Source organism: Deinococcus fonticola, assembly GCF_004634215.1.
In the GTDB taxonomy this organism is placed as follows: domain Bacteria; phylum Deinococcota; class Deinococci; order Deinococcales; family Deinococcaceae; genus Deinococcus; species Deinococcus fonticola.
In genome coordinates, this window is sequence record NZ_SMMH01000012.1 from 1 (window position 1) to 20,335 (window position 20,335).

The window sequence follows — 20,335 nt, forward strand, 5'->3', positions numbered from 1 at the left end:
CTCGAGGTCGGCAGTTCCCTGGTGTGAGAGCAACAGAATGCGGGCGCGGGTCATGACCCGCGCCTTGCCGCTTCCTTTTGACGTGAGGCTCTTCAAGTACTGCTCCTGCTCAGCACTCAGCACGACCCCATACTGAATTGGGCGTCCCATAGGCTAAGTATTATAATTTCTAGAACGCTGTACTAGGGTGAAAGGCATGAAAAAATTTCTCCTGCTGTCGCTGCTGGCCGCTTCTTCCTCTGCCACTGCCCTGAGCGCCACGGACACCACTTTCCTGGCCAAGGCCGTACGGGGGAATAATTACGGGATTGAGGCCGCCAAGCTGGCCCTGAAAATGTCCCGTCCGGCGGTCAACCGCAATTACGCCCGCCAGATGATCGCCGACCATGCCGCCCTGGGGGCGCAGGTCAAGGCGGCGGTGATCCGGGCCACTCCCGGCATGAAATTGCCGGTCACCGTCACTTACAAGCAGTGGGACATGCTTCAGGCACTGAAAACCTCGGGCTGGAACTTCGACCGCCTGTACCGCCAGCAAATGATCAACAGCCACCGGGAAACCTACAATCTGTTCAACCGTCACAGCCAGTCTGAGGCTGCCAATCCTGGGCTACGGGCGGTCATCACGGCTGCCAAGCCGAAAGTTCACATGCACTGGAATCACGCCTTCAACCTCGCGCACTAAGCCGGCTCGCCTAAGTCTCGCCCCAGCGGCAGGATGCTGGGGCGGGATTTTTTCGTCCTATTCAGGAGATGGGCTGCACAACAACGGTTCATTCGGGGATTTTAGAGATGGCAAAAAGAGGGTCAGACGGAACGATGGGGAGAGTTGACGCCTTCAGGACATACCGGATAAGGGTGGACCTCAGTACCCGACACTTTTGAGAAATCACGTCTGAGACGGTATGAGCAAACCAATCAAGCGTCGAAGCTGTGCCGCACGTTGCGAATTCCGACGCGACAGGAGTCGTACCAGTTTCCGCAGTCCCATGGTGATGATGCTGCAGGCTCGTCTTCCGTGTTTTTTGATGCGGCACTCTTCTTGCAAGCCGACCAGTAGGCACCAGACATAAGCCAGCGTCAGCAGGCAGAACAACCGCTCCAGGTGATCCTGAAGTGTCATGTGCGTCTGTTCGAACTTGAATCCCTTGGATTTGAGGGCACGGAACAGGCACTCCACCTTCCATCTTTTCCGATACCCATTCAGAATTTTGTGTGCTGGAAGAGCGTTGCTGGCCACCAGCAACGCCTCGCCCCCTGTTGTCCATGTCATCATGACCTGCATCGGAAAGCCATAGACCTCGACATCATCCAGAAGCAATCCTTTGGCCTGTGGATGGAGGTCAGTCAGCCAATCCATGGCGGGGAGCCCATCGATTCGCGTGTCTTTCCGGAGGCGAACCGTGAGCGGGATCCCCCGCTCAGCGAGGCCCATGATCCAATCCTCGCCGATAAATTCGCGGTCGGCATAGAGGGTTTTCACATCCTGACAGTCCAGAAGATTGAGGATGTCATCGATCATCAGGAGTCGTGTGGGGGTCGAACTGTTTCCCTGATGGTCGAGGAACTCGAACAGGATGGGGACGGCCACACCCTGCCAGATGACGGCCAGAACCAGGATGTTGACATCCTGTTTCCCCAGCTTCCAGTTGGTTCGGTCGAGGACAAATTCACGCTGTCTGGGATCCGGCAGCAAAGTGAGAACGACACGGGCCAGGTCAGCAGGGCAAATGGGATGGTGATCAAAGAATCGCTCGATGCGACGAATGAGAGAAGTGGTCAGCCTGTCACCAGGCCAGCGCTCTGCGAGCGCTGCATGTCGGACGTCCTTGGCGCTGAGCAGGACGTAGACCATCATGGCGAGGAGTTCCACCTGGTTCTTGTGATAGTCCGGAAAATGGTGGGCCAGGCAGCGGGTGAATGCATTCAATTCAGTCGGAGACGCACTCTTTTATGCTGTCTGGCACTGGATTTTTCAAGCCCTCGCTAAAAGTGTCGGGTACTGAGAGGGTGGACAACACCCTGCTTGTTACGCCAGGTTAAACTGCCGATGTCCTCACAGCGCGCCTGAAGCGCAGACGGCCTTCAGAAGCCATTTAAGGACGCTCGGGACGGTGTTCAGCCTTTATAGTGCGGAACGTGAAGGCCATTATTCCTGCGGCGGGTCTGGGCACCCGGCTTCGTCCGTTGACGTTTACCCGTCCCAAACCGGTGCTGCGCGTGGCCGGGTCACCGATCATCCGCCACGCCATCGACACCCTACGCGAGGCGGGCATCTCGGCCGTGGGGATCGTGGTCTCGGAGTTCACGCGGGCGGAAATTCAGCATGCGCTGCGGCAGGTAACGGACATTCCGGTCACGCTGATCGAGCAGCGCGAACAACTGGGCCTGGGACACGCGGTCATGACGGCGCGGGAGTGGGTGGGGCAGGATGACTTCTGCGTTTACCTGGGTGACAACCTGTTCGAGTTCGGCGCAGCCCCGTTCGTGCAGGCGTTTCAGGAACGGCGCAGCGCCGCGCGCATCGCGCTGGTGGAGGTGCCCAACCCCACGGCGTTTGGCGTGGCGGAACTGGACGGCGAACGGATCATGCAGCTGGTAGAGAAACCCAAAGAACCCAGAAGCAACCTGGCGGTGGCGGGCCTGTACTGCTTCACACCGGAGGTGTTCACGGCACTGGACGGCATGCCGCCCTCGGCGCGCGGCGAGTACGAGATTACCGATGCCATTCAGCGCCTGATCGATTCGGGCGCGGAGGTCATCGGGCAGCGGGTGCAAGGGTGGTGGAAGGACACGGGCCGCCCCAGTGACCTGCTGGAGGCCAACCAGTTGCTGCTGGAGAAACTGGAGGCCAACGTGCAGGGCGAGGTGCTGAATTCACGGGTGAGCGGGCGGGTATTCCTGGCTCCATCAGCGCGGGTGGTGAACAGCCAGATTGTCGGCCCGGCGTACATTGGTGAGGACGTCCTGATCGAGAACGCCTACGTGGGCTCGTTTACCAGCATCGGCCGGGGTACGGTGATTCGCAACGCGGAAGTGGAGCACAGCGTCATCGAAGCCGAGGCACGCATCGAGAATCTGGAGACGCGCCTTCAGGAGTGCCTGATCGGCGTGCGGGCCGAGGTGCGGGGCGGGCGCACCCTGCCGCGTACGCACAAGTTGACGGTGTCGGACGCCAGTATCATCGAGCTGGCCTGAGGGCTTTCACGCCCACTCGCCGGGCAGTTCCGCCTGGCCCTGCCAGTGGGCGTGAAGTTGCTGAAGCAGGCCGACCAGATCGGCGAAGTTCAGGGGCTTGGTCAGGAAGGCTTTGGCGCCGAGGGTCTGGGCACGCTGCCGGTCGTGGCGGGCGCCGGACGTGCTCAGGACGATGACGGGCAGCACGGCCAGGGCCGGGGCCGCTTGCAGGCGGGTCAGCACCTCGAAGCCGTCCAGGTGCGGCATGTTCAGGTCGAGCAGCAGGTAATCGGGGAGGGTGCCGGCATTCAGCTGGTCTTGCAGGGTTTGCAGGGCGTCCGCGCCGTCGAGGGCCGCGTGCAGAGTGTAGGTCAGGCCAGAGGCCTCCAGCGCCATTTCCACCAGCAGCAGGTCGGCCGGCGAGTCGTCGGCCAGCAGCAGATGCAGTGGCCGCCCAGTTACGTGCGCCCCAGTCACACGCTGCCCCGCTCGTCGGGCAACACGAAAGTGAAGGCCGCGCCCTGGCCGGGGGCTGACGCGACCGTCAGGGTGCCGTGGTGTGCCCGCGCAATCCCCAGCGCGAGCGTCAGGCCCAGGCCCTGGCCCAGCGCCTCGTCCCGTGACGTGCCGGGCCGGTCGAGGTGCTGCATCAGTTTGAAGATGCGCTGGTGGTATTCGGGGGCAATGCCGGGGCCGTTGTCCTGCACGGTAAGGTGCCAGGCATGAGGCTGCCGGGCCGCCTGCACGGTGACCTGCGGCCCGCCGTGGGTGGCGGCGTTGCGCAGCAGGTGGCTCAGCAGTTCGGTGACGCGGCGCTCGTTGGCATATACGGTGGGCAGCGGCGCGGGCACACGAACCTCGGTTCCGGCCTGCTCCAGTTCCGGGGTGTCTGCGCGGGCGCGGGCCAGTGCGGCGTTCAGGTCGACGGCGCTGCGGGTCAGGACGGGTTCGGTCATGACCTCCACGTAGCTGTGCAGGTCGCGCAGCAGCGTGCGCAGGCGAATGCTTTCCTGCCTTAGGTGGCGCAGCATCTCGCCGCCCCTGGCGTCCAATGTACCCCCGTAACGCGCCGTGATCAGGTCGGCAAATTGCGAGAGCCGCCGCACGGGTTCCTGCATGTCGTGCGACATCACGAACGCGAACTGCTGCCACTCGCCCACCGAAAGGGTCAGGGCCGCGTTCAGTTCACGCAGGCCCTGCAAGCGCTCGCCCAGGGTGCTGGTCAGGCTGAGTTGCAGGGCCTGCGCCTCCTCGATCTCGCCTGGGTGCCAGGGGCGGCTATGGCCCCGAACCTGCTGGCGGTAGGTGTCGAAAGACGCGCGTGGCCCCATTTCCCCCTTGGCGTTCTCGGGCGTGGCCCCGCCCCAGGGAATGACCAGATCCACCTCGGGCCGCAGCCACACCACGGCCTCCTGCCAGCCGCGCCCGATGCTGATGGCCAGCACGCCGCTGGCCTGCGTCTGGCCCTGCGCGGCGGGGAAGGCCTCCTGCAAAGTGTCGGTGGCCCACACGCTCTCTTCACGGGTGGGCAGCCAGGCCAGCAGCGCCTCGATGAAGGCCGCGTCGGGCACCTGGCCCAGCGTGCGCCACCCGCCTTCGAAGGAAAGAATCACGCCACCGGCCCGCATGAAGCCTGGCAGATCCAGCTCGGGGGCGCTGAAGGTGTCGAGCGGATGCGCGGTGCGGGCGGCCACCTCGATCAGGGCGCGGTGCCTCTCTCCCAGGCCCTGGCGGAAAGCGTCGGTCTCGGCGCGGTGCTTGAGGCGCACCTGCAACCCCACCAGGCGGCCCAGGTAATCCAGCGCGGTGCGCGCCTCGGGCGGCACCACCAGCGGCGTCTGGTGGTGGCAGGCAATCAGGCCCCACAGCCGGCCTTCCACGACCACCGACACCGACAGGCTGGAAGCCACCCCCATGTTGCGCAGGTACTGCAGGTGAATGGGCGAGGTGGCCCGCAGCACCGCGCCGCCCAGGGGCGTAGGCACGATGGTCTGCGGGTCGAGCACCGGGATCAGCGGCGCGGCGGGGGCGTTCACGTCGGCGGTCAGGCGCAGCAGGTGACGCACGTACAGGGCGCGGGCCTGGCGCGGAATATCGGACTCTGGGAAGCGGTGATCCAGGAAACTGTGCATGTCCGGGCGCCTGGCCTCGGCAATCACCAGGCCGCTGTCGTCCGGCTCGAAGCGGTACAGCATCACGCGGTCGAAACCCGTGATTTCGCGTACCGCCTCCACCGCCACCTGCGCCAGTTCGGTAACGGAGGCGGTGGCCTCCAGCGCGAACACCGCGTTGCGCAGCGCCTGCGGCCCGGTGGCGTCCTGCGGAGTGGTGGGTTCCAGCTCCACGATGAAACGCTCCTGCCCGGCACTGGACACGCGGTGAGCGGTCAGCGCCAGCAGGCCGGGCCGGCGCGGCGGCGCCCAGGTCAGGCGGTACTGCAACGAGTCCGGCACGCCCGGTGGCAGCGCATCCTGCAGCTGCTGCAGCGTGGCGCCGTCCAGCACGTCCTGCAGGTCAGCGCCCAGCAGGTCTTCCGTGCGGCTCCCCAGGTAACCGTGCACATTGTCGCTGACCTGCAGAATCAGGCCGCTGCGGGCGTCCACCACCAGCAGGGCGCCGTGCGGCTGCACGCTGCCGGGAATGTGGATGGGTTCGCGCTCGCAGTTGTCACGGTCGATGGCCGGGCCGCCCAGGTAGGTGGGGGGCAGCAGCGTCGGGTCAGGCTTCACAACACCTCCCATCCTGCCACAGCCGCCGAGAAGGCGCCGAAGGCCATCCGGGCTTCCTGCACGATTTCATTGGCCATGGTACTGGCACGGTGTTCAACAGGAGAATCGGATTGTGCGCACTCCAGCAAGACCTGCCCGAAAACCCGCCACTTCGCGCCGGTGTCGGGGCCGTACCCGCTGAAATACGCGGCACCGCTGCCGGTGTCCAGCTTCAGGTGCTGCTTCAGGTGACGGCGGATCAGCTGCCCGCCCAGCGTCGAGCCTTCCAGCACATACAGCGTTCCGTAAGCGGCGGGCAGGGTGGTCGCCAGCGTGTGCGGCAGCGCGAACTCGGGCGCGCTCAGGCCCAGGGCACCCAGGTCGGCTTGCAGCGCCGGGGTGTGGCGGCGGGCCGGGTAGTCCAGCGCCGCGGGCCAGGGCAGGGCCGCCAGCCGGCGTTCCAGCGGCAGCACCACGCCGGCGAAGGCCCGCAGCACGGCGGCGTACTGTTCCAGGGTCAGGTCGGGGTGCAGCAGGGGAAGGCTGGCCTCCAGGGCCAGATGCTCGGCCCGCGTGCCGTGCTTGAGGCGTTCCAGGATATTCAAGTCGTCCAGAAGGTAGCATGCAGGGTGTGCAGCAAGTTGACCGTGCGTAAAGTTAACCCTGAAGTCAACCCCGGAGAGCCGGTTTTGCTGGAGCCGGTTTTGCTGGGGCTGGATGCCGGGGGCAGCGGCACCAAATGGCACCTGCGGCGCGGCGACACCACGCTAGGTCAGGGCCGCGCGGCTCCGCTGACCACGCTGCTGCTGGGCACGCCGCAGGGCCAGGCGGCCCTCCAGGAACTGCGGGACGCGCTGCCCACGCGGCCGGACGCCCTGCACGCGGGCCTGCCCGGCCTGGCGCACGGCAGCGAGCGCGCCGCCTGGGCGCAAGGGGTGCTGGCGCAGGCTTTCGGTCTTCCTACAGAGAGGGTACAGGTAGAAAATGACCTCGACCTGGCCTTCCGCGCCCACCTGGAGCCCGCATCGGGGGGCCTGCTGTACGCCGGAACCGGCAGCATCGCTTACGGGGTGCTGGCGGGCGGGCGCGTGGTGCGGGCCGGCGGACGCGGCTACCGCATCGGGGATGACGGCGGGGGCAGCAGCATAGGCCGCGCGACGCTGCGCTGGCTGACCGACGCGCTGGATGTCGGCCGGGTGCCGGGGGGCGTGCTGGCCCACGAATTGCACGCGGTCATGGGCGGCCTCGACTGGGACACCGTGCGGGCCTTCGTGTACGAGTCGCCGGGCGCGTCCACGCTGGCACAGCTGGCCCGGCCGGTCAGCGAGGCTGCGAATCAGGGGGATGGGGCGGCGCTGGACATTCTGCGGCAGGCCGCTCAGGCCCTGGCTGACCTGGCTGGGCGCCTGCGGCAACAGGCGGGTCTGCCCGACTGGCCCATCGTTGCCACGGGCGGCGCGCTGCAAAGCCAACCCCTGGCGGCCCTGTTGCGCGAGGCCCTGCCGGGCGTTCAGCTTCAGTTCAGGGCGCACGAGGCCGAGGCGTCCGCGCGGGCCGGCGACCTGTTTAAGCCTTGAATGCCGGGCGACCCGGCGCGGGGGCCACGTCCTCCGGGGATGTGCCGAAGCTCAGGGCGAAGGTGGTGCCCTGCGGCCCGGTGCTTTCCACGTGCAGCCGGGCGTCCATCTGGCTGGCGATCCACTCGGCGATGGAGAGCCCCAGACCCGCGCCACCCAGGTCGCGTTGCCGGGCCGGATCGGCGCGGTAGAAGCGCTCGAAGATGTGCGGCATCTCTTCGGCGGGAATGCCGCTGCCCTGATCCGTGACGCGCACCGTGGTCTGCGATACGGCAGTCTGATGCACAGTGGTCTGCGGCGCCGCCCTGTTCCCCGGGTCGCTGTGCCCTGATGCGCTGCCCCCTGAGCCGCTGCCCCTTGACTCAGCGCCCGGCCCGGCCACGCTGTCCAGTTGCACCGTGATGGGTGTCCCGGCCGGGCTGTACTTCACGGCGTTGTCGAGCAGGATCAGCAACAGTTGCTTCAGGCGGTCGCGTTCGGCCTGCACGGTCACGCTCTTTTCCGGCAGCTGGAGGTGAAAGGCGTGGTCGGCGGTGAGTTTCCGGGCGTCGCGCACGGCCTCCAGAATCACCTCGTTCACGTTGACGGGCGCGCGGCGCAACTGCACGCCAGCGTCACTGCGGGCCAGCAGCAGCAGGTCTTCGACCAGGCGGGTCATGCGGCCCGTCTCCCGCTCGATCTCGCCCAGCATCTCCCAGCGTTCGGCCTCCCCCAGGTGCGGGTGCCGGCGCAGCAGTTCCAGGTTGCCGCTCATCACCGTCAGCGGCGCGCGCAGTTCGTGCGAGGCGTCCCCCACGAAGCGCTGCTGGGACTTCCAGGCGTCTTCCAGGCTGCCCAGCATGCGGTTGAAGGTGGTGGCCAGGCGGCCCAGTTCGTCGCGGTTGCCGCTGGTCTGCACGCGCCGGCCCAGGTCGCGGCTGTCGGCGATGGCGCGGGCGGCGTCGGTCAGGCGCGACACCGGGCGCAGGGCCGCGCCCGCCACCCACCAGCCGATCAGCAGCACCGCCAGGGTCGAGAGCAGCACGATGTTGCCCAGCATGCGGGCCATGTTCAGTGAAGCCTCGTCCAGGCGGCCCAGCGGCGAGAGGCCCTCCACATACCCCACGGTGCGGCCCGCCTTGACGACCTGAATGACGTACCTGCGCCAGCGCTGGCCCTCGTAGGTAATGATGCCGAAGGCGGAATTCTTGCTGGTGGGCACGCTCGCCTGCGGCAATGGGAAAGGCAGCACCTTCAGGTACGCGGGTTCCGCCGGATGCTCCAGCGGGCCCTGCGGGCGAACCGGGCGCAACCCGGGATCGCTGGCAGAGACGTACATCAGTTCGCCCTTGGGGGAGTAACTGCGCATTACCATCACGATGCCGTCCTTGGTCGGCCCCAGCGTGTCGGTTTCCAGCGCGTAAGAGCGTCCATACGTGCGAATGCCGTTCTCGACGATGCGGGCACTGACCACCAGCAGCCGGTCGAGCGACAGGTACTGTTCGCGCACCGACGCCGTGTAGCTCACCAGCCCCACGGTCAGCAGCGCCAGGGCGCACAGCAGCCCGTACAGCAAGCTCAGGCGCACGCGCAGGGTCATGCGCCTACTCTACCTGTCCCTCCCCTGGGCTTTCGTGCTTTACGCCCGAGTTGGATGGGTATCCGCCGAGCAAGTCGGGGAAAAGGCATGTGTGGTCGCGCAGACACGCCGGCCCTGCCCGCCAGGGGTCGGTGCTGGTTCATCGGCCCAGATCCGCATCTTCCGACCATCCGTCAGGTCGGGGAGCACGCTGGCCGCCCGTCCCATATTCTCCAGCTCGGATGCGTGACGATAGCCCCTGCCCCTACTGCGATACCGCTGAACTTCGACGCGACGCTTTCGTCCTGGAGAATGAACTGTGCCTGCTGAGCATCAAACCCAGCGAGACGGGCGCCCTGGAAGGAGCGGGCATCATCATCCCGAAAGCCCACCGGCCCACGGTGTTCGACCTCACGCCGCAGGAATGGGTCGCCACACAGGAGTTGCTTCTCCAGGCGAAGGCGCATCTGGACGCCACGCTCGCTCCTGACGGATATAACGCGGGGTGGAATGTGGGCGAGGTCGGGGGCCAGCACGTGATGCACGCCCACTTTCACGTGATGCCGCGCTTTCAGGACGAACCGAGGGCCGGACAGGGAATCCGCAGTCACCTCAAAGACGCTGGGAATCGGCGCCGATCCTGACCACAGTCGGCCGAAGCCGTGGCCTGGCTGGCCCCAGATTCACCTGGGCGACGCCCCACGGCAAGGGTTCCTCTAGGCCAGGAGGGCCGACCCGAGAGCCAGGCACAGGGGCGAATAGATCGCTGTGTTCAGCCTGCGGAACTCGGGGTTGGCCTGGGTCAGGGCAGGCAGCGTGAAGCCCAGGCCTCCCCGCGCCAGCAGGGTGGCGCCCGCCAGCTGGCAGATACGCTGGCTGAGCGGCTGCCAGGGGCCAGGCCGGTGCGCGGTCACGAGGGCCGCTGTGGTGAACGTCAACGCGCCGGCCACGGCGAAACAGGCCGCCGGCGAGGGAAGGTGCCGTGGGGGGTTGGGAAACACCTTGCGCCCCAGGCTGGCCGGGTCGTGGCCGGGCCACACGCCGCCGCGCCCCCAGTGGGCGTGCAGGCCAGCGACGCCGAGCAAGGTCGCGCCGGTCAGGGTGGTGAGCAGCGGTAAACGGGTTTCACGGGTCTGGTTCATTTCAATTCCTTGTCTCATACGGATTCCGTCTGTTTCGTTTGCGAATCGGGAAAGAACCGTTTTGCAAACGATTTGATCGGAGTCTGTCTCATGTCAATACTGCGGGGGTTGAGGGGCGTCGTGGATCATCATCTGGCGGGCATTGTGCTGCGCGGCGGCCTCTGGAGTCCGCCCGATGACCCAGTCGCGCAGGCGCAGGAGGGGGGCAGCTTCGAGTTGTCCAAACCGGCCCACCACACGTGATTGCCGCGCGATGGCCTGCACCCGCGTTCTGCGCACCTGGGCATAAGAGGCCAGGGCCTGCGGTGTCAGCCCCTGGTGGTACAGGCATTCGGCCAGCACCACAGCGTCCTCGATGCTGGTGCCGGCCCCCTGACCCAGGTTGGGGGTCAGGCCGTGGGCCGCGTCGCCCAGGAAAGCCAGGCGCGGCCTGTGCCACACATGCGTTTTCAGTTCCCGGACATCCGTTTGAATGACCCTGGTTTCGGGCGGCATGCTGTCCATGACCCGCCGAACCTCTTCAGGGAATGCCTCAAAGAGCGGCCAGGGAAAAGCGGGAGACTTGACCCGCGCCGGACTGTTGAAGGTCGCATACACGTAGAGTTGCCCCTGCCCGATAGGCACCAGGCCGAGGCGGCGTCCTGAGCCCCAGTATTCGACCGGTTCGCTCAGGCCCAGCGGGTCAGGCTGCGTGTAGCGCCAGCTGGTGTACCCGCTGTAGACGGGCGAAGGGGTGCCGGGCTGACTGCGGCGCACGCCCGAGTGCAGGCCGTCGGCCGCGACCACCAGCTCGTAAAGGGCCTTTCCTTGCCCGCTGGTGACCTCGATGTGCTCTCGCCTGTCCTGCACGTCCGTGACCTCCCGGCCGTACTGGGGCTGTAAGCCCTGGCTCAGGATGTGCCGCAGGTCGGCGCGGTGAATGGCAAGCGCCTCGCCCCAGCGGCTGAGCGCCTTCAGGTCGAGGTCTTGCAGCACGGCGCCGCTATCACTTTTGATGCGGGCGCGGTGGTAGACCTGGCCGCGTGCGCGCAGGGCTGGCCCGAACCCCAGGGCATCAAGGAGGCGGGTGGCGTTGATGGTCAGCGAAAGGCCGGCGCCTTCTGGCCGGGTGGGCGGCATCTGCTCGAACAGGTCAAACTCGATGCCCCGTTTGCGGAGGCACTGGGCCAGCGTCAGGCCTCCGATCCCCGCCCCGACGATCAGTATCTTTCCGGTCATGCGCGGTGCACCTCCAGCTGCCAGCTGAACTGCTGGGCCAGGCGCGGTTCAAGCGATTCGAACGCGATGGCGCCACAGAACCAGCTTTGCAGCAAGCCCTGGTACAGCCCAAACACCAGTTCGGCCAGCAGCGTGGGGTCGGTGTCGCGGCGCAGTTCACCCCGGCGGCGGTAGCCATCGATGATCTCGGCAAGGTGCGCAATAAAACGCTGTGCCTGCTGAATCTCCTGTTCCTGCCAGCGGTTCTTGCCGTACAGGAATTCGCGGCAAAACGCCCTGGAGAGTTCGGGATGCTCGCCATAAAAGTGCAAAAAGGGCTGCAACTGCCTGAGCAGGGCCACGTCCAGCGGCGCCCCGTCCTCGTGGGCTGGAACGCCGAGGCGCTGGGCAATGGCGTCATGAAAGACCAGCAGCAGCAGTTCGGCCTTGTCTCCGGCATGCAGGATCACCGTGGCCGGCGACACGTCCGCCTGCTCGGCGATCTGACGCACCGTGGTGGCGTCGTACCCCTGGGTGCTGAACAGCTGCCAGGCCGCCTCGCGGATGCGCTCCAGCCGCTGCTGCTTGTGTCTCTCCCGCCGAGTTTCCGTTTGCTCCATACCAGCAGAGTAAAGTAAACGTGTTTAAAAATAAACATGTTTATTCTAGGTCGATGGAAAATAATGGGAAGTCGCGCTCTGCGGTAGAGCCCTCCTTACCCTTTGCGAAGCACGTACCCGACGCCGCGAATGGTGTGAATGAGGCGTGGTTCACCGGCTTCTTCGAGCTTTTGCCGGAGTTGCTTGACGTAGGTTTCCACGACGTTCGGGTCGCCCAGGAAATCCAGGCCCCAGGCGCGGTCGAGCAGTACGGATTTGCTCTGCACGCGCTCGGGTTGCTCCATGAAGGCGTGCAGCAGCCGGAATTCCTGCGCGGTGAGGGTAATATCGCGCCCGGCGCGGCTCACGGTGTGGCTGGCCGGGTCAAGCGTCAGGTCACTGAAGGTCAGGCCGCTGGGCGTGTCCTGCTCACGCCGGCGCAGCAGGGCACGGACGCGGGCGACCAGCACGTCGAAACTGAAGGGCTTGGTGACGTAATCGTCTGCGCCGCCCCGGAAGCCCGCCACCTGTTCGCCGGGGCCGTCACGGGCGGTTAGCATCAGCACCGGCAGGGAAGGATGGGTCTGGCGCAGTGAGCGCAGCACGTCCAGGCCATCGATACCGGGCAGCATCACGTCCAGAATCACCAGATCGGGCGAGCAGGGCCGCAGCGCCGAGAGGCCCGTTTCGCCGTCCGGGGCCGTCTCCACCGTGAAGCCCTCGTACTTCAGGCCGCGTTCCAGCAGACTGCGGACGCCGGGGTCATCGTCGATCACCAGGATGCGGGCAGGCACCCTCCCAGTGTAAGGGGACGGAGTGTAAGGGGCCAGCTTCAGGGGGTGCCCTCAGCCGGGCCTCAGGTTCGCTCCAGGGTCGGAACAGCTTGAACTTTTACCCTGCGGGCATGACCCTACAAACTCAGGTCAAGGTGTTTTCCGCCGACCTAGCGTCGTTCGGTGGCGTGCGCCTGCGCCGCGTCAGCGTGCTGGTGGGCGGGCAGCCGCGGCAAATGCTGCTGCACGAACTGGGCCGCGCCGGGGCCTTCGTGATGTCCGGCGCGGCCGGGGCTGATGGGGCGGCGGCCTATGCCGGTGAACTGCTGGTCAAAGCCGAGTGGGGTGAGCCGCTCGGCAGCGTCACCGAGCTGCACAGCGACCCGGTGTCCGGCGAGGTACAGGGCTACACCGTGCAGCTGCGCGTGAAGGGCCAACACCCTGTGACGGTGCACCTGGCCGCCGACGCGACGTTCTGGTGGAACGGCGAACTGTGCTGCACCAAACGCGCCGCCTACCACCTGCGCGACATCGGGCGTGGACGCCGTGACCCGCGCAGCCCCCTGCCGCCCGCCCCGGCTCGCGGGCGGGTGCGGGCCAGCGCCGCCTGATCCGGGAAAAAACGTTGAAGGAGACGCGCAGAGCGTCTCCTTCTCCATTCGGTCGGCTTCAGTGCGCGGCGGCGCCCCGCTTAGGGATGAAGTGCATGACCGCCACGATGATGGCGCCCACGGTCAGGCCGACAATGCCGGAGACCACGGTTTCCACCAGCCATTTCACGAAGCTGGCGGCGGCCGGCAGGGCCACTTCGGCGCGGTGCTCCAGGTCGTGCAGCAGGTGCGCGGGGCCTTTAATCCCCAGTTCCTCCAGGCCCACGATCAGGATGTGGCCGCCCACCCACAGCATGGCCGCCGTGCCGATGGTGGCCAGCGCCGAGAGCACCAGCGGCATGCCCTTGACCAGGCCACGCCCGAAGCCCGCCAGGCCGGAGCCGCTGCGGGCCAGGCGCAGGCCGATATCGTCCATTTTCACGATCAGGGCCACCACGCCGTACACCAGCGCGGTGATCAGCACCGCCACCGCGATCAGGCTGGCGGCCCGCAGGCCCAGGCTCTGGTCGGCTACTTCAGACAGGGCGATCGCCATGATCTCGGCGGACAGGATGAAATCGGTGCGGATGGCCCCGGCGACCATCTGCTGCTCGTGCTCACGGGTGCCCTGGGCAGCGGCGGCGCTTTCCCCTTCTTCGTGGTGCCCACCGCTGAGCGCCTCATAGACCTTTTCTGCGCCCTCGTAGCACAGGTACAGGGCGCCCAGCATCAGGATGGGCGTGATGGCCTGCGGCAGGAACTGGCTGAGCAGCAGCGCCACCGGCAGGATCATGATGATCTTGTTGCGCAGTGAGCCGATGGCAATGCGTTTAATGATGGGCAGTTCGCGGTCCGGCGTGAAGCCGGTGACGTAACGGGGCGTCACGGCGGTGTCGTCCACCACCACGCCCACCGCCTTCAGGCTGGCCTTGCCGGCGGCGGCGCCGATATCGTCCACCGACGCGGCGGCCAGTTTGGCGATCAGGGCCACGTCGTCCAGCAGCGCCACCAGGCCGCCGCTCATGCCGAGACCTCGCGGCGGGGAGCAGGCGGGACAAAGGAAGGTTCGGGAAAGAAGCGGGTCACGTTCCCTAAAGTAGCAATTCTGCGCTCTGAGGGCATTCCGGTGAAGTTAACGTGCGCCTGCCCAGGGAGGCACTCAGAAGCCCTCGACCTCGGCAGACACGTCGTCCTCGGCGACGGCCACGTAACGGCGCGTGGTGTCCACCGAAGCGTGCCCCAGGAACAGACCCACCCGCGTGAAATCGCGCGTGGCGGCGTACAGGCGCGTGCCGGAGTGCTTGCGGGCGGCGTGAAACCCGCGCCACACCAGGCCAGCCTGCGCGAAGGCTTTTTTCATGCGGTAGCACGCCTGGCCGTAATCCCAGGCGAAGTAGCGCCCGTCTGCTGTGACCGGCGGCACGTCGTGCAGGGCGGCGCGCACCCTGGCCCCCAGCGGCACACGCCGCACCTTGCCACCCTTGCCATGCACAGTCAGGGTATGCCCGTGCAGGTCGCCCTGCCGCACGCCCAGCGCCTCGTTGACGCGCAGGCCGGCGTGGGCGCACAGCAGCAGCAGGGCCGCCAGGCGCGGCTCGCAGAGGGGCAGCACCGCGTCGATTTCGCGCATGTACGGCGGGTTCTTCACGATGCCAGGGGTGGGGTCGGCGGGCACGAAGGCGCCGTCGAAGGGTTGCGCTTCGGTGGCCCCGGCCCAGCGCAGGGCGCGGTACAGGGCGCGCGCCCCGGCCACGTACTGCGCCACGGTGGCTGCCGACAGCCGGCCCGTTTTGCCTTTGCCCTGGCTGGGGCGCTGCTGCAGGGTCGCCAGGTAACGCCCGCCGTCGCGCCGCCCCGGACGCAGCAGTTGCACGCCACTTGCCTGCGCCCACGGCACGAAATCGCGCACGGCCAGCGCGTAGGCGTCCAGGGTTTTGCGGCTGGTTCGTGCTCCCTTGCGGCTGGCGGTGGTCATGTACGCCTGCGTGATCAGGGTCAGGGCCTCCACGTCGTAGGTGGCCGCCGCTTCCACCGCCCGCACCCGCAGCGTCTGATCGGACAGACCGGCCAGACCAAGCGCACTCTGCACCGGCACCAGATCATTCACGCCGACAGTGTAGTGCAGCGCCAGGAGGGGCGCAGTAATCGTTACACTGGGCCACCCGCTACACTGGGGCATGACGTTTTCCGACGATCAGGCCCGCAAGCTGACGCAGGCTTTGCAGCAAGCTGATCTGGAAGCCCTGTTGCCCCTGATCCGTGAACAGTTGCCGGTGCCGCCCAACCAGGCGTATACGCTGCTGCGCCTGATCTTCGAGCAGGCCGCGCGGGAGCATGTGAACCTGCTGTACCCGCCAGACGATTTTCACCCGTGGCTGCTGCGGGCCGCGAGCATCAACCACAATGGCCGCGAGGCCAAACCCAACACCATGCGGCTGCGGGTGTCGCTGCTGTCCAAGATCTACTCGTACCTGGTGGATCAGGAACTGCTGCTCAAACACCCCTTGCAGCATCTCAAGCGCCCGCCCAACGAACGCAAGACCACGCCGCTGCTGCCCCGCGCCGATCTGGAACGCCTGCACCTGCACACGCGCGCTGATCCGGCGCTGCACGCGGCGCTGATCCTCATCGACGAGCACGCCTTCCGGGTGCGCGAGCTGCTGCAACTTCAGTGGGAGGATTTCGACCCGGCGACCGGCGCGGCCCTGCGTCCGCATGCCCTGACGCGCCTGAGTGACACGGCCCTGCACGCGCTGCACCCCTTGCAGGCGCAGGCAGGCGGTACCTTTGCGCGCGGGCGGGTTTTCCCTTACAAGTACGAGCGTGACCTGCGTTCGGCGCTGCACCTGGCCTGCCGCCAGGCAAACGTACCCTACACCCCGCCGGGCGAACTGCGGCGCGTGGCCCTGCGTGATCACCCATTCACCGCGCAGCAGGCCGGGTTCGCTGCGCTGGACGGCGACCGCAGTTTGGCGAAAGCCACCGAGCTGGCGCGCGGCGTGGCCGAACGGCTGGGAGGAGACAGAGGCCATACAGAGCCGGAGAACCCACCGCAGACGCCTTAAGGTTCGGTACGGTCACTGTCTGTACGGGTGGGCGCGGCTGCTGGAGTGGATGCTAAAGAGCGATGTTTATCTGTAGCCTACTTCCGTGGGCTGCTGTGGCTGGCCGAAATGCTGTTACCCAACTGCACCTGTGGCACCCGCTCACTCCAACGTGCAGGAACGGGGTGGGGTCGTCTGGCTTACCCCTGACCAGCAACACATTGTCCGGTCAGATTGCAGTCCTAAAATTCTGTTATGAGCGAAGCTGATCTACAACCCTTGCTGGTGCTGCACGTGCCCGCCGGGCATGAGATCGACCCGCAGGCGCTGGGGGAACTCACCGGGTACGTCGGCGAGCGCTACGGCGCGGCCATCCTGATCAACAAACGCACCCTGCCCGGCGGACCCACCAGCCCGGTGCTGCTGGGCCGCTGGCCGCCCACCAACCCCACGGACATCCTGATCGATCTGGCCCCCAGGGTCGGGCGCGTATTCTTCAACCTCGACTGGCTGGAAAAAAGCCTTTAGAGCAGGTCGCCGAATTCCCTGGCACCCTCCCCACTGTGGGGGCGTCAACTCTCATCAGGTTCTAGGCTGACGTCAGATCCGGCCGCGTAGCATGGGTCGATGAAGTTGCCCCTGACCTGCGCCGCCCTGATTCTCGCGCTGCTGGCCGCCGCCTGCGGATCGGCACCCGCCGCCGGCGACCCGCCCGCTTCCGGTGTCGGCTGCGCGGCGCTGGGCTCGCAGGCCATGACCTCCCTGAGCGTGACCACCACGCCGACTCCTGCCGCCCTGACCCCCGCCACCAACTGGACCGCGCCGCACGCCAGCGGCAAACTGCTGATTGCCAGTCCGGCCACCATGACCGCGCAGGGCGTCGCGGCTCTGCAAGCCCTGAACGTAACCACCGTGACGCCGGGCCTGCAGGAAGTGCGCACGCCCGCCGGCAAGACCGACCAGGCTTTCGCGCAGGAGTTGAAGGACGCTGGCCTTCAGGTGCAACCCGACTTCCTGTACCAGCCGCTGGCCGTGACCAACGACCCTGGCTTTCCCGGCAACGCGGGCCTGCGCGTAAACGGCGAACCCATGACGCAAACGTACCTGACGCGCATTCAGGTGCCGGCTGCGTGGGACGTGCTGCAAAAATGCAGCCTCTCCCTCAGCGGCGCGCTGACCGCCGTGCTCGACTCTGCCGTGGACACCACCCACCCGGAACTTCAGGGGCGCGTCAACGCGAACGTCTCGCAGGTCGGCACGCTCAGCGGCAGCGTCTCGCACGTGTACACGCACGGCACCGCCGCCGCCGGCATCATCGGGGCGACCGGCAACAATGGCGCGGGCCTGAGCGGGATCGGTCAGCAGCAACCGCTGCTGCTGGAAGAAGTCATGACGAGTGAGGGCGCCTCCACTTCCGACCTGGCCGCCGCGCTCTACGACTCCGTGAAGCGCGGCGCGAAGGTCATCAACATCAGCCTGGGCGTACCCACCAATCCCGGCGACAAGGCACTGGATCAGGCGCTGGGCAGTGCCGCCGTCAGCGCCGTGCTGGTGGCCGCCGCCGGCAACACCAGCACCGATGTGTACTACCCCGCCAGTCACCCCGCCGTGATCGCCGTGGGGGCGGTGGGCAGCAGCGACGACACGCTGACCTGGTACAGTGCCCGCCCCAGTGCGCCCGGCAACCGTGCCCTGGACATCGTGGCCCCCGGTGGGGCCGGCGACGGCAGCAGCGCACACGACCTGCTGACCCTGGCCCCCGGCGGGGGGTACGCCGCCATGGCCGGCACCAGTTTCGCCGCGCCGCAGGTGGCAGGCGTGGCCGCCCTGATGCGGGCCGCCAATCCTGGCCTCAGCGCCGCCCAGACCCGCGCCCTGCTGCTGGGCAAAGTCAACAACGCCGCCGGCCTGCCCCTGCTGGACGCCCGCGCCGCCGTGACCGGGGCCATCACCGGGAAGTAACTGGAGCAGTTGACAAAAGAACGCCGTGCTTTTGGCCGAGCAGCGCGAGTGAATTCAGACGAGCAAGACGGACGGGCCCAGCTGCGCAGGAGAGAGTGGAGCGCGCTGAGGGGCCCTTCTACAGCGCGCGTCATTCGGAGAACGGCTCTCAACCCCTCACTGCGGACTCCTCACGGCGGACTCGGGGGGCGATGGCCCAGTTTCCAGTTCACGTCCGCTGCCGCGTCGCGCAGACGCCGCACCAGCGTGTCCGAGTGCGCCCAGCGCGCGCTGGGAAAACTGAGGCCCAGGGCGCACACCACGTCGCCCCGCGCGTCCCGGAGGGCCACCGCCAGGCCACTGGTTCCCGGCGACCACTCGTCCCGCGTGCGCGCCAGCCCATCCGAGCGAATGAGGGCCGCCTCCTGGGGCCACGGGAAAGGGCCGGTCCGGGGCGTGAACGGTTCGCGCTCCGGGGGCAAATCCAGGCCGTGCAATGCGTACAGCAGTTTTCCACTGGCGCTGGCGTGCGCCGGCAACACGAACTGCGTTTCACCGACCACGCTCTCGCCTTCGCGGCCCTGCACGCTGCGGGCGATGCAAAGGACATCCGGGCCGTTGAGAACCGCCAGAAAAGCCAGGGCGTGGGTGCCGCGCGCCAGGGCGTTCATGGCGTCGTGCGCCGGGCCGTACCAGGGGACACTGCCGTAAAGCGCACTGGACAGTTTCAGAAGCCGCCATCCCAGCCGGTAGCGCCCGCGCCCCACCTTCATCAGTAACCCGTTGTGCGTCAGGGTGGTCAGTTGCTCGTGAACGGTGGACGTGGGTTGCCCCACCTGCCGGGCCAGTTCGCTGAGCGACCACTCGGTGTGGTCGGCGTCGAAGGCCTCCAGCACGCACACGGCAGCGTCAACGGTGGCAAGCGAGCGGGTCACGCTGCCAGTTTACCTTTCCGTAATAACCGCAGAACAGCGGATTGACTCAATTCACTTCAGCCAGCAGCCTTTTCGACAGGTCGCGAAACACTGCGTCCGTTCCCTCAGTGACGTTGGACAGGAGAGTGAGGCGGAAGTCCTGCGCAGGAAGGACACCACTGGCAAAGCCCACTCCCGCGTCGGCCCCCATCATCCAGTATCTGCCTTCCGCGCCGTGCCAGAGGCCCAGACCATACCCCCCGCCGGAAGCGAAGGTGCTCCTGGGGCGCAGCATCTCGTCCACCCACCCCTTGTCCACGATGCGCCCCAGCAGAAGGGCGTCCCAGAGCCTGTGAATGTCTCCAGCGGTGGAGTAGATGCCGCCGTCCCCACTGCCCCGCACGGGAAGGTGGAGGACATTGGTACGGTCTGTCTGGGGGTCACTCAGGTAACCCAGGGCCGCTGAAGCAGGCAACTCATCCGAGCGGAGAAAAGCCGTATGGGACATGCCGGCTGGCTCAGTCACCCGCTGCCGCACCAGGTTTGCGAAGGAAAGCCCGGTACAGCGTTCCGCAATGAGTGCCAGCACCACGAAACCGCTATTGCAGTAAGCAAACTGCTCACCAGGGCTGAATTTCATGGGTTTCGCGTCCAGCAGCGGGAGGTAATCGAGTGTGTTCACCAGGCGGTGAACTGGAACGGGCATCAGGTAGTCATTCAGGTCCGGGTCGTCGTTCTCATCCAGATAGTCGCCTATGCCGGAACGGTGACTCAGCAGGTGTTCAATGGTCACCTCATCGGCAATGCAGGGTAAATCGCTGCTCAACAATGCCCGAACCCGACTTTCCAGCTTGAATTTGCCCTCGGCTATCAGGCTGATGATGACCAGTGCCGTCAGGGTCTTGGTTCCACTGGCAATACCAAATTGTGTTTGCGGCGTGTTGGGCAGATTCAGCGCGCGCTGAGCCAGTCCGTAACCGGATTCCAGCAGCGTTTCACCTTTCCGATCCAGCCGGATCACCCCTGAAAATTGATGGGACTGCATCAGAGAATGAATCTCTGCGACCAGCGTGTCGGTCTTACACATAATTCGCGTATTGTATGGGGCTTCACTCTGG

At 66.5% G+C, this 20,335-nt stretch carries 21 protein-coding genes; 8 read left to right on the plus strand and 13 right to left on the minus strand.

Features of this window, described 5'->3' with window-relative positions; genetic code table 11:
* The first annotated feature begins 196 nt into the window (after positions 1-196).
* Positions 197-682, plus strand: coding sequence for a DUF4142 domain-containing protein (locus tag E5Z01_RS08600; protein ID WP_135228988.1), 486 nt, complete (start codon positions 197-199; stop codon positions 680-682).
* Between the two features lie 204 nt (positions 683-886).
* On the opposite strand, the gene E5Z01_RS08605 is transcribed toward E5Z01_RS08600, so the two are convergent.
* The gene (locus E5Z01_RS08605; RefSeq protein ID WP_240738246.1) at positions 887-1,927 is read right to left on the minus strand and encodes an IS4 family transposase; all 1,041 of its coding nucleotides are present in this window, start codon (positions 1,925-1,927) and stop codon (positions 887-889) included.
* Between the two features lie 209 nt (positions 1,928-2,136).
* Between E5Z01_RS08605 and E5Z01_RS08610 the strand changes: the two genes are divergently transcribed.
* Positions 2,137-3,195 carry a glucose-1-phosphate thymidylyltransferase gene (locus tag E5Z01_RS08610; protein WP_135228989.1) on the plus strand — a complete coding sequence of 353 codons (1,059 nt, stop codon included), beginning with the start codon at positions 2,137-2,139 and terminating at the stop codon, positions 3,193-3,195.
* A 6-nt stretch (positions 3,196-3,201) separates the two neighbouring features.
* Here the strand turns inward: E5Z01_RS08610 and E5Z01_RS08615 are convergent, their stop codons facing one another.
* Genes E5Z01_RS08615 through E5Z01_RS08625 form a run of 3 tightly spaced genes read right to left on the minus strand, consistent with a single transcriptional unit; the run spans position 3,202 to position 6,487 of the window.
* Positions 3,202-3,651: a response regulator gene (locus E5Z01_RS08615; RefSeq protein WP_135228990.1), complete on the minus strand. Its 450-nt coding sequence runs from the start codon at positions 3,649-3,651 to the stop codon at positions 3,202-3,204.
* Complete coding sequence (locus tag E5Z01_RS08620; RefSeq protein WP_240738247.1) at positions 3,648-5,903, minus strand: ATP-binding protein; 2,256 nt, start codon at positions 5,901-5,903, stop codon at positions 3,648-3,650. The genes E5Z01_RS08615 and E5Z01_RS08620 overlap by 4 nt, the downstream gene beginning before the upstream one ends.
* A complete protein-coding gene (locus E5Z01_RS08625; RefSeq protein WP_240738248.1) occupies positions 5,900-6,487 on the minus strand; it encodes a biliverdin-producing heme oxygenase in 588 nt (195 codons plus the stop codon). Before E5Z01_RS08625 ends, E5Z01_RS08620 begins: the two co-directional genes overlap by 4 nt.
* Positions 6,488-6,529: 42 nt before the next feature.
* Between E5Z01_RS08625 and E5Z01_RS08630 the strand changes: the two genes are divergently transcribed.
* Positions 6,530-7,459, plus strand: coding sequence for a BadF/BadG/BcrA/BcrD ATPase family protein (locus E5Z01_RS08630; RefSeq protein WP_240738249.1), 930 nt, complete (start codon positions 6,530-6,532; stop codon positions 7,457-7,459).
* On the opposite strand, the gene E5Z01_RS08635 is transcribed toward E5Z01_RS08630, so the two are convergent.
* Complete coding sequence (locus E5Z01_RS08635) at positions 7,449-9,038, minus strand: sensor histidine kinase (protein WP_135228993.1); 1,590 nt, start codon at positions 9,036-9,038, stop codon at positions 7,449-7,451. The two genes, E5Z01_RS08630 and E5Z01_RS08635, sit on opposite strands and share 11 nt — an antisense overlap.
* 221 nt (positions 9,039-9,259) lie before the next feature.
* Here E5Z01_RS08635 and E5Z01_RS08640 point away from each other — a divergent pair, with 221 nt between their 5' ends.
* Positions 9,260-9,661 (plus strand): HIT family protein, encoded by a 402-nt coding sequence (locus tag E5Z01_RS08640; protein WP_135228994.1) that lies wholly within the window; start codon positions 9,260-9,262, stop codon positions 9,659-9,661.
* Positions 9,662-9,733: 72 nt separating this feature from the next.
* Here E5Z01_RS08640 and E5Z01_RS08645 read toward each other — a convergent pair whose 3' ends face one another.
* The 4 genes from E5Z01_RS08645 to E5Z01_RS08660 all read right to left on the minus strand — a co-directional run bounded on the left by E5Z01_RS08645 (position 9,734) and on the right by E5Z01_RS08660 (position 12,749).
* Entirely contained in the window at positions 9,734-10,159 is a 426-nt protein-coding gene (locus E5Z01_RS08645) for a DUF3995 domain-containing protein (RefSeq protein ID WP_167757836.1), read from the minus strand.
* Positions 10,160-10,252: 93 nt separating this feature from the next.
* The gene (locus E5Z01_RS08650; protein ID WP_135228996.1) at positions 10,253-11,377 is read right to left on the minus strand and encodes an FAD-dependent monooxygenase; all 1,125 of its coding nucleotides are present in this window, start codon (positions 11,375-11,377) and stop codon (positions 10,253-10,255) included.
* Positions 11,374-11,976: a TetR/AcrR family transcriptional regulator gene (locus E5Z01_RS08655; RefSeq protein WP_135228997.1), complete on the minus strand. Its 603-nt coding sequence runs from the start codon at positions 11,974-11,976 to the stop codon at positions 11,374-11,376. Before E5Z01_RS08655 ends, E5Z01_RS08650 begins: the two co-directional genes overlap by 4 nt.
* A gap of 95 nt (positions 11,977-12,071) precedes the next feature.
* On the minus strand, positions 12,072-12,749 hold the full coding sequence (locus tag E5Z01_RS08660) for a response regulator transcription factor (RefSeq protein ID WP_135228998.1): 678 nt from the start codon (positions 12,747-12,749) through the stop codon (positions 12,072-12,074).
* Positions 12,750-12,859: 110 nt separating this feature from the next.
* On the opposite strand from E5Z01_RS08660, the gene E5Z01_RS08665 reads away from it, so the two are divergent.
* Positions 12,860-13,339, plus strand: coding sequence for a hypothetical protein (locus tag E5Z01_RS08665; RefSeq protein WP_135228999.1), 480 nt, complete (start codon positions 12,860-12,862; stop codon positions 13,337-13,339).
* Between the two features lie 58 nt (positions 13,340-13,397).
* Here E5Z01_RS08665 and E5Z01_RS08670 read toward each other — a convergent pair whose 3' ends face one another.
* Entirely contained in the window at positions 13,398-14,342 is a 945-nt protein-coding gene (locus tag E5Z01_RS08670; protein WP_135229000.1) for a DUF808 domain-containing protein, read from the minus strand.
* Positions 14,343-14,477: 135 nt separating this feature from the next.
* Positions 14,478-15,425, minus strand: a complete 948-nt coding sequence (locus tag E5Z01_RS08675) for a tyrosine-type recombinase/integrase (RefSeq protein ID WP_240738250.1) — start codon at positions 15,423-15,425, stop codon at positions 14,478-14,480.
* 70 nt (positions 15,426-15,495) lie between these two features.
* Between E5Z01_RS08675 and E5Z01_RS08680 the strand changes: the two genes are divergently transcribed.
* The 3 genes from E5Z01_RS08680 (at position 15,496) to E5Z01_RS08690 (ending at position 18,324) form a co-directional block, all read left to right on the plus strand.
* A complete protein-coding gene (locus tag E5Z01_RS08680; RefSeq protein ID WP_135229002.1) occupies positions 15,496-16,383 on the plus strand; it encodes a hypothetical protein in 888 nt (295 codons plus the stop codon).
* A gap of 234 nt (positions 16,384-16,617) precedes the next feature.
* Complete coding sequence (locus tag E5Z01_RS08685; RefSeq protein ID WP_135229003.1) at positions 16,618-16,890, plus strand: hypothetical protein; 273 nt, start codon at positions 16,618-16,620, stop codon at positions 16,888-16,890.
* 99 nt (positions 16,891-16,989) lie between these two features.
* The gene (locus tag E5Z01_RS08690) at positions 16,990-18,324 is read left to right on the plus strand and encodes a S8 family peptidase (protein WP_240738251.1); all 1,335 of its coding nucleotides are present in this window, start codon (positions 16,990-16,992) and stop codon (positions 18,322-18,324) included.
* A 170-nt stretch (positions 18,325-18,494) separates the two neighbouring features.
* Here E5Z01_RS08690 and E5Z01_RS08695 read toward each other — a convergent pair whose 3' ends face one another.
* Positions 18,495-19,238: an IclR family transcriptional regulator gene (locus E5Z01_RS08695; protein ID WP_135229004.1), complete on the minus strand. Its 744-nt coding sequence runs from the start codon at positions 19,236-19,238 to the stop codon at positions 18,495-18,497.
* A 46-nt stretch (positions 19,239-19,284) separates the two neighbouring features.
* Positions 19,285-20,304, minus strand: coding sequence for a serine hydrolase domain-containing protein (locus tag E5Z01_RS08700; protein ID WP_205750478.1), 1,020 nt, complete (start codon positions 20,302-20,304; stop codon positions 19,285-19,287).
* Positions 20,305-20,335 lie beyond the last annotated feature (31 nt).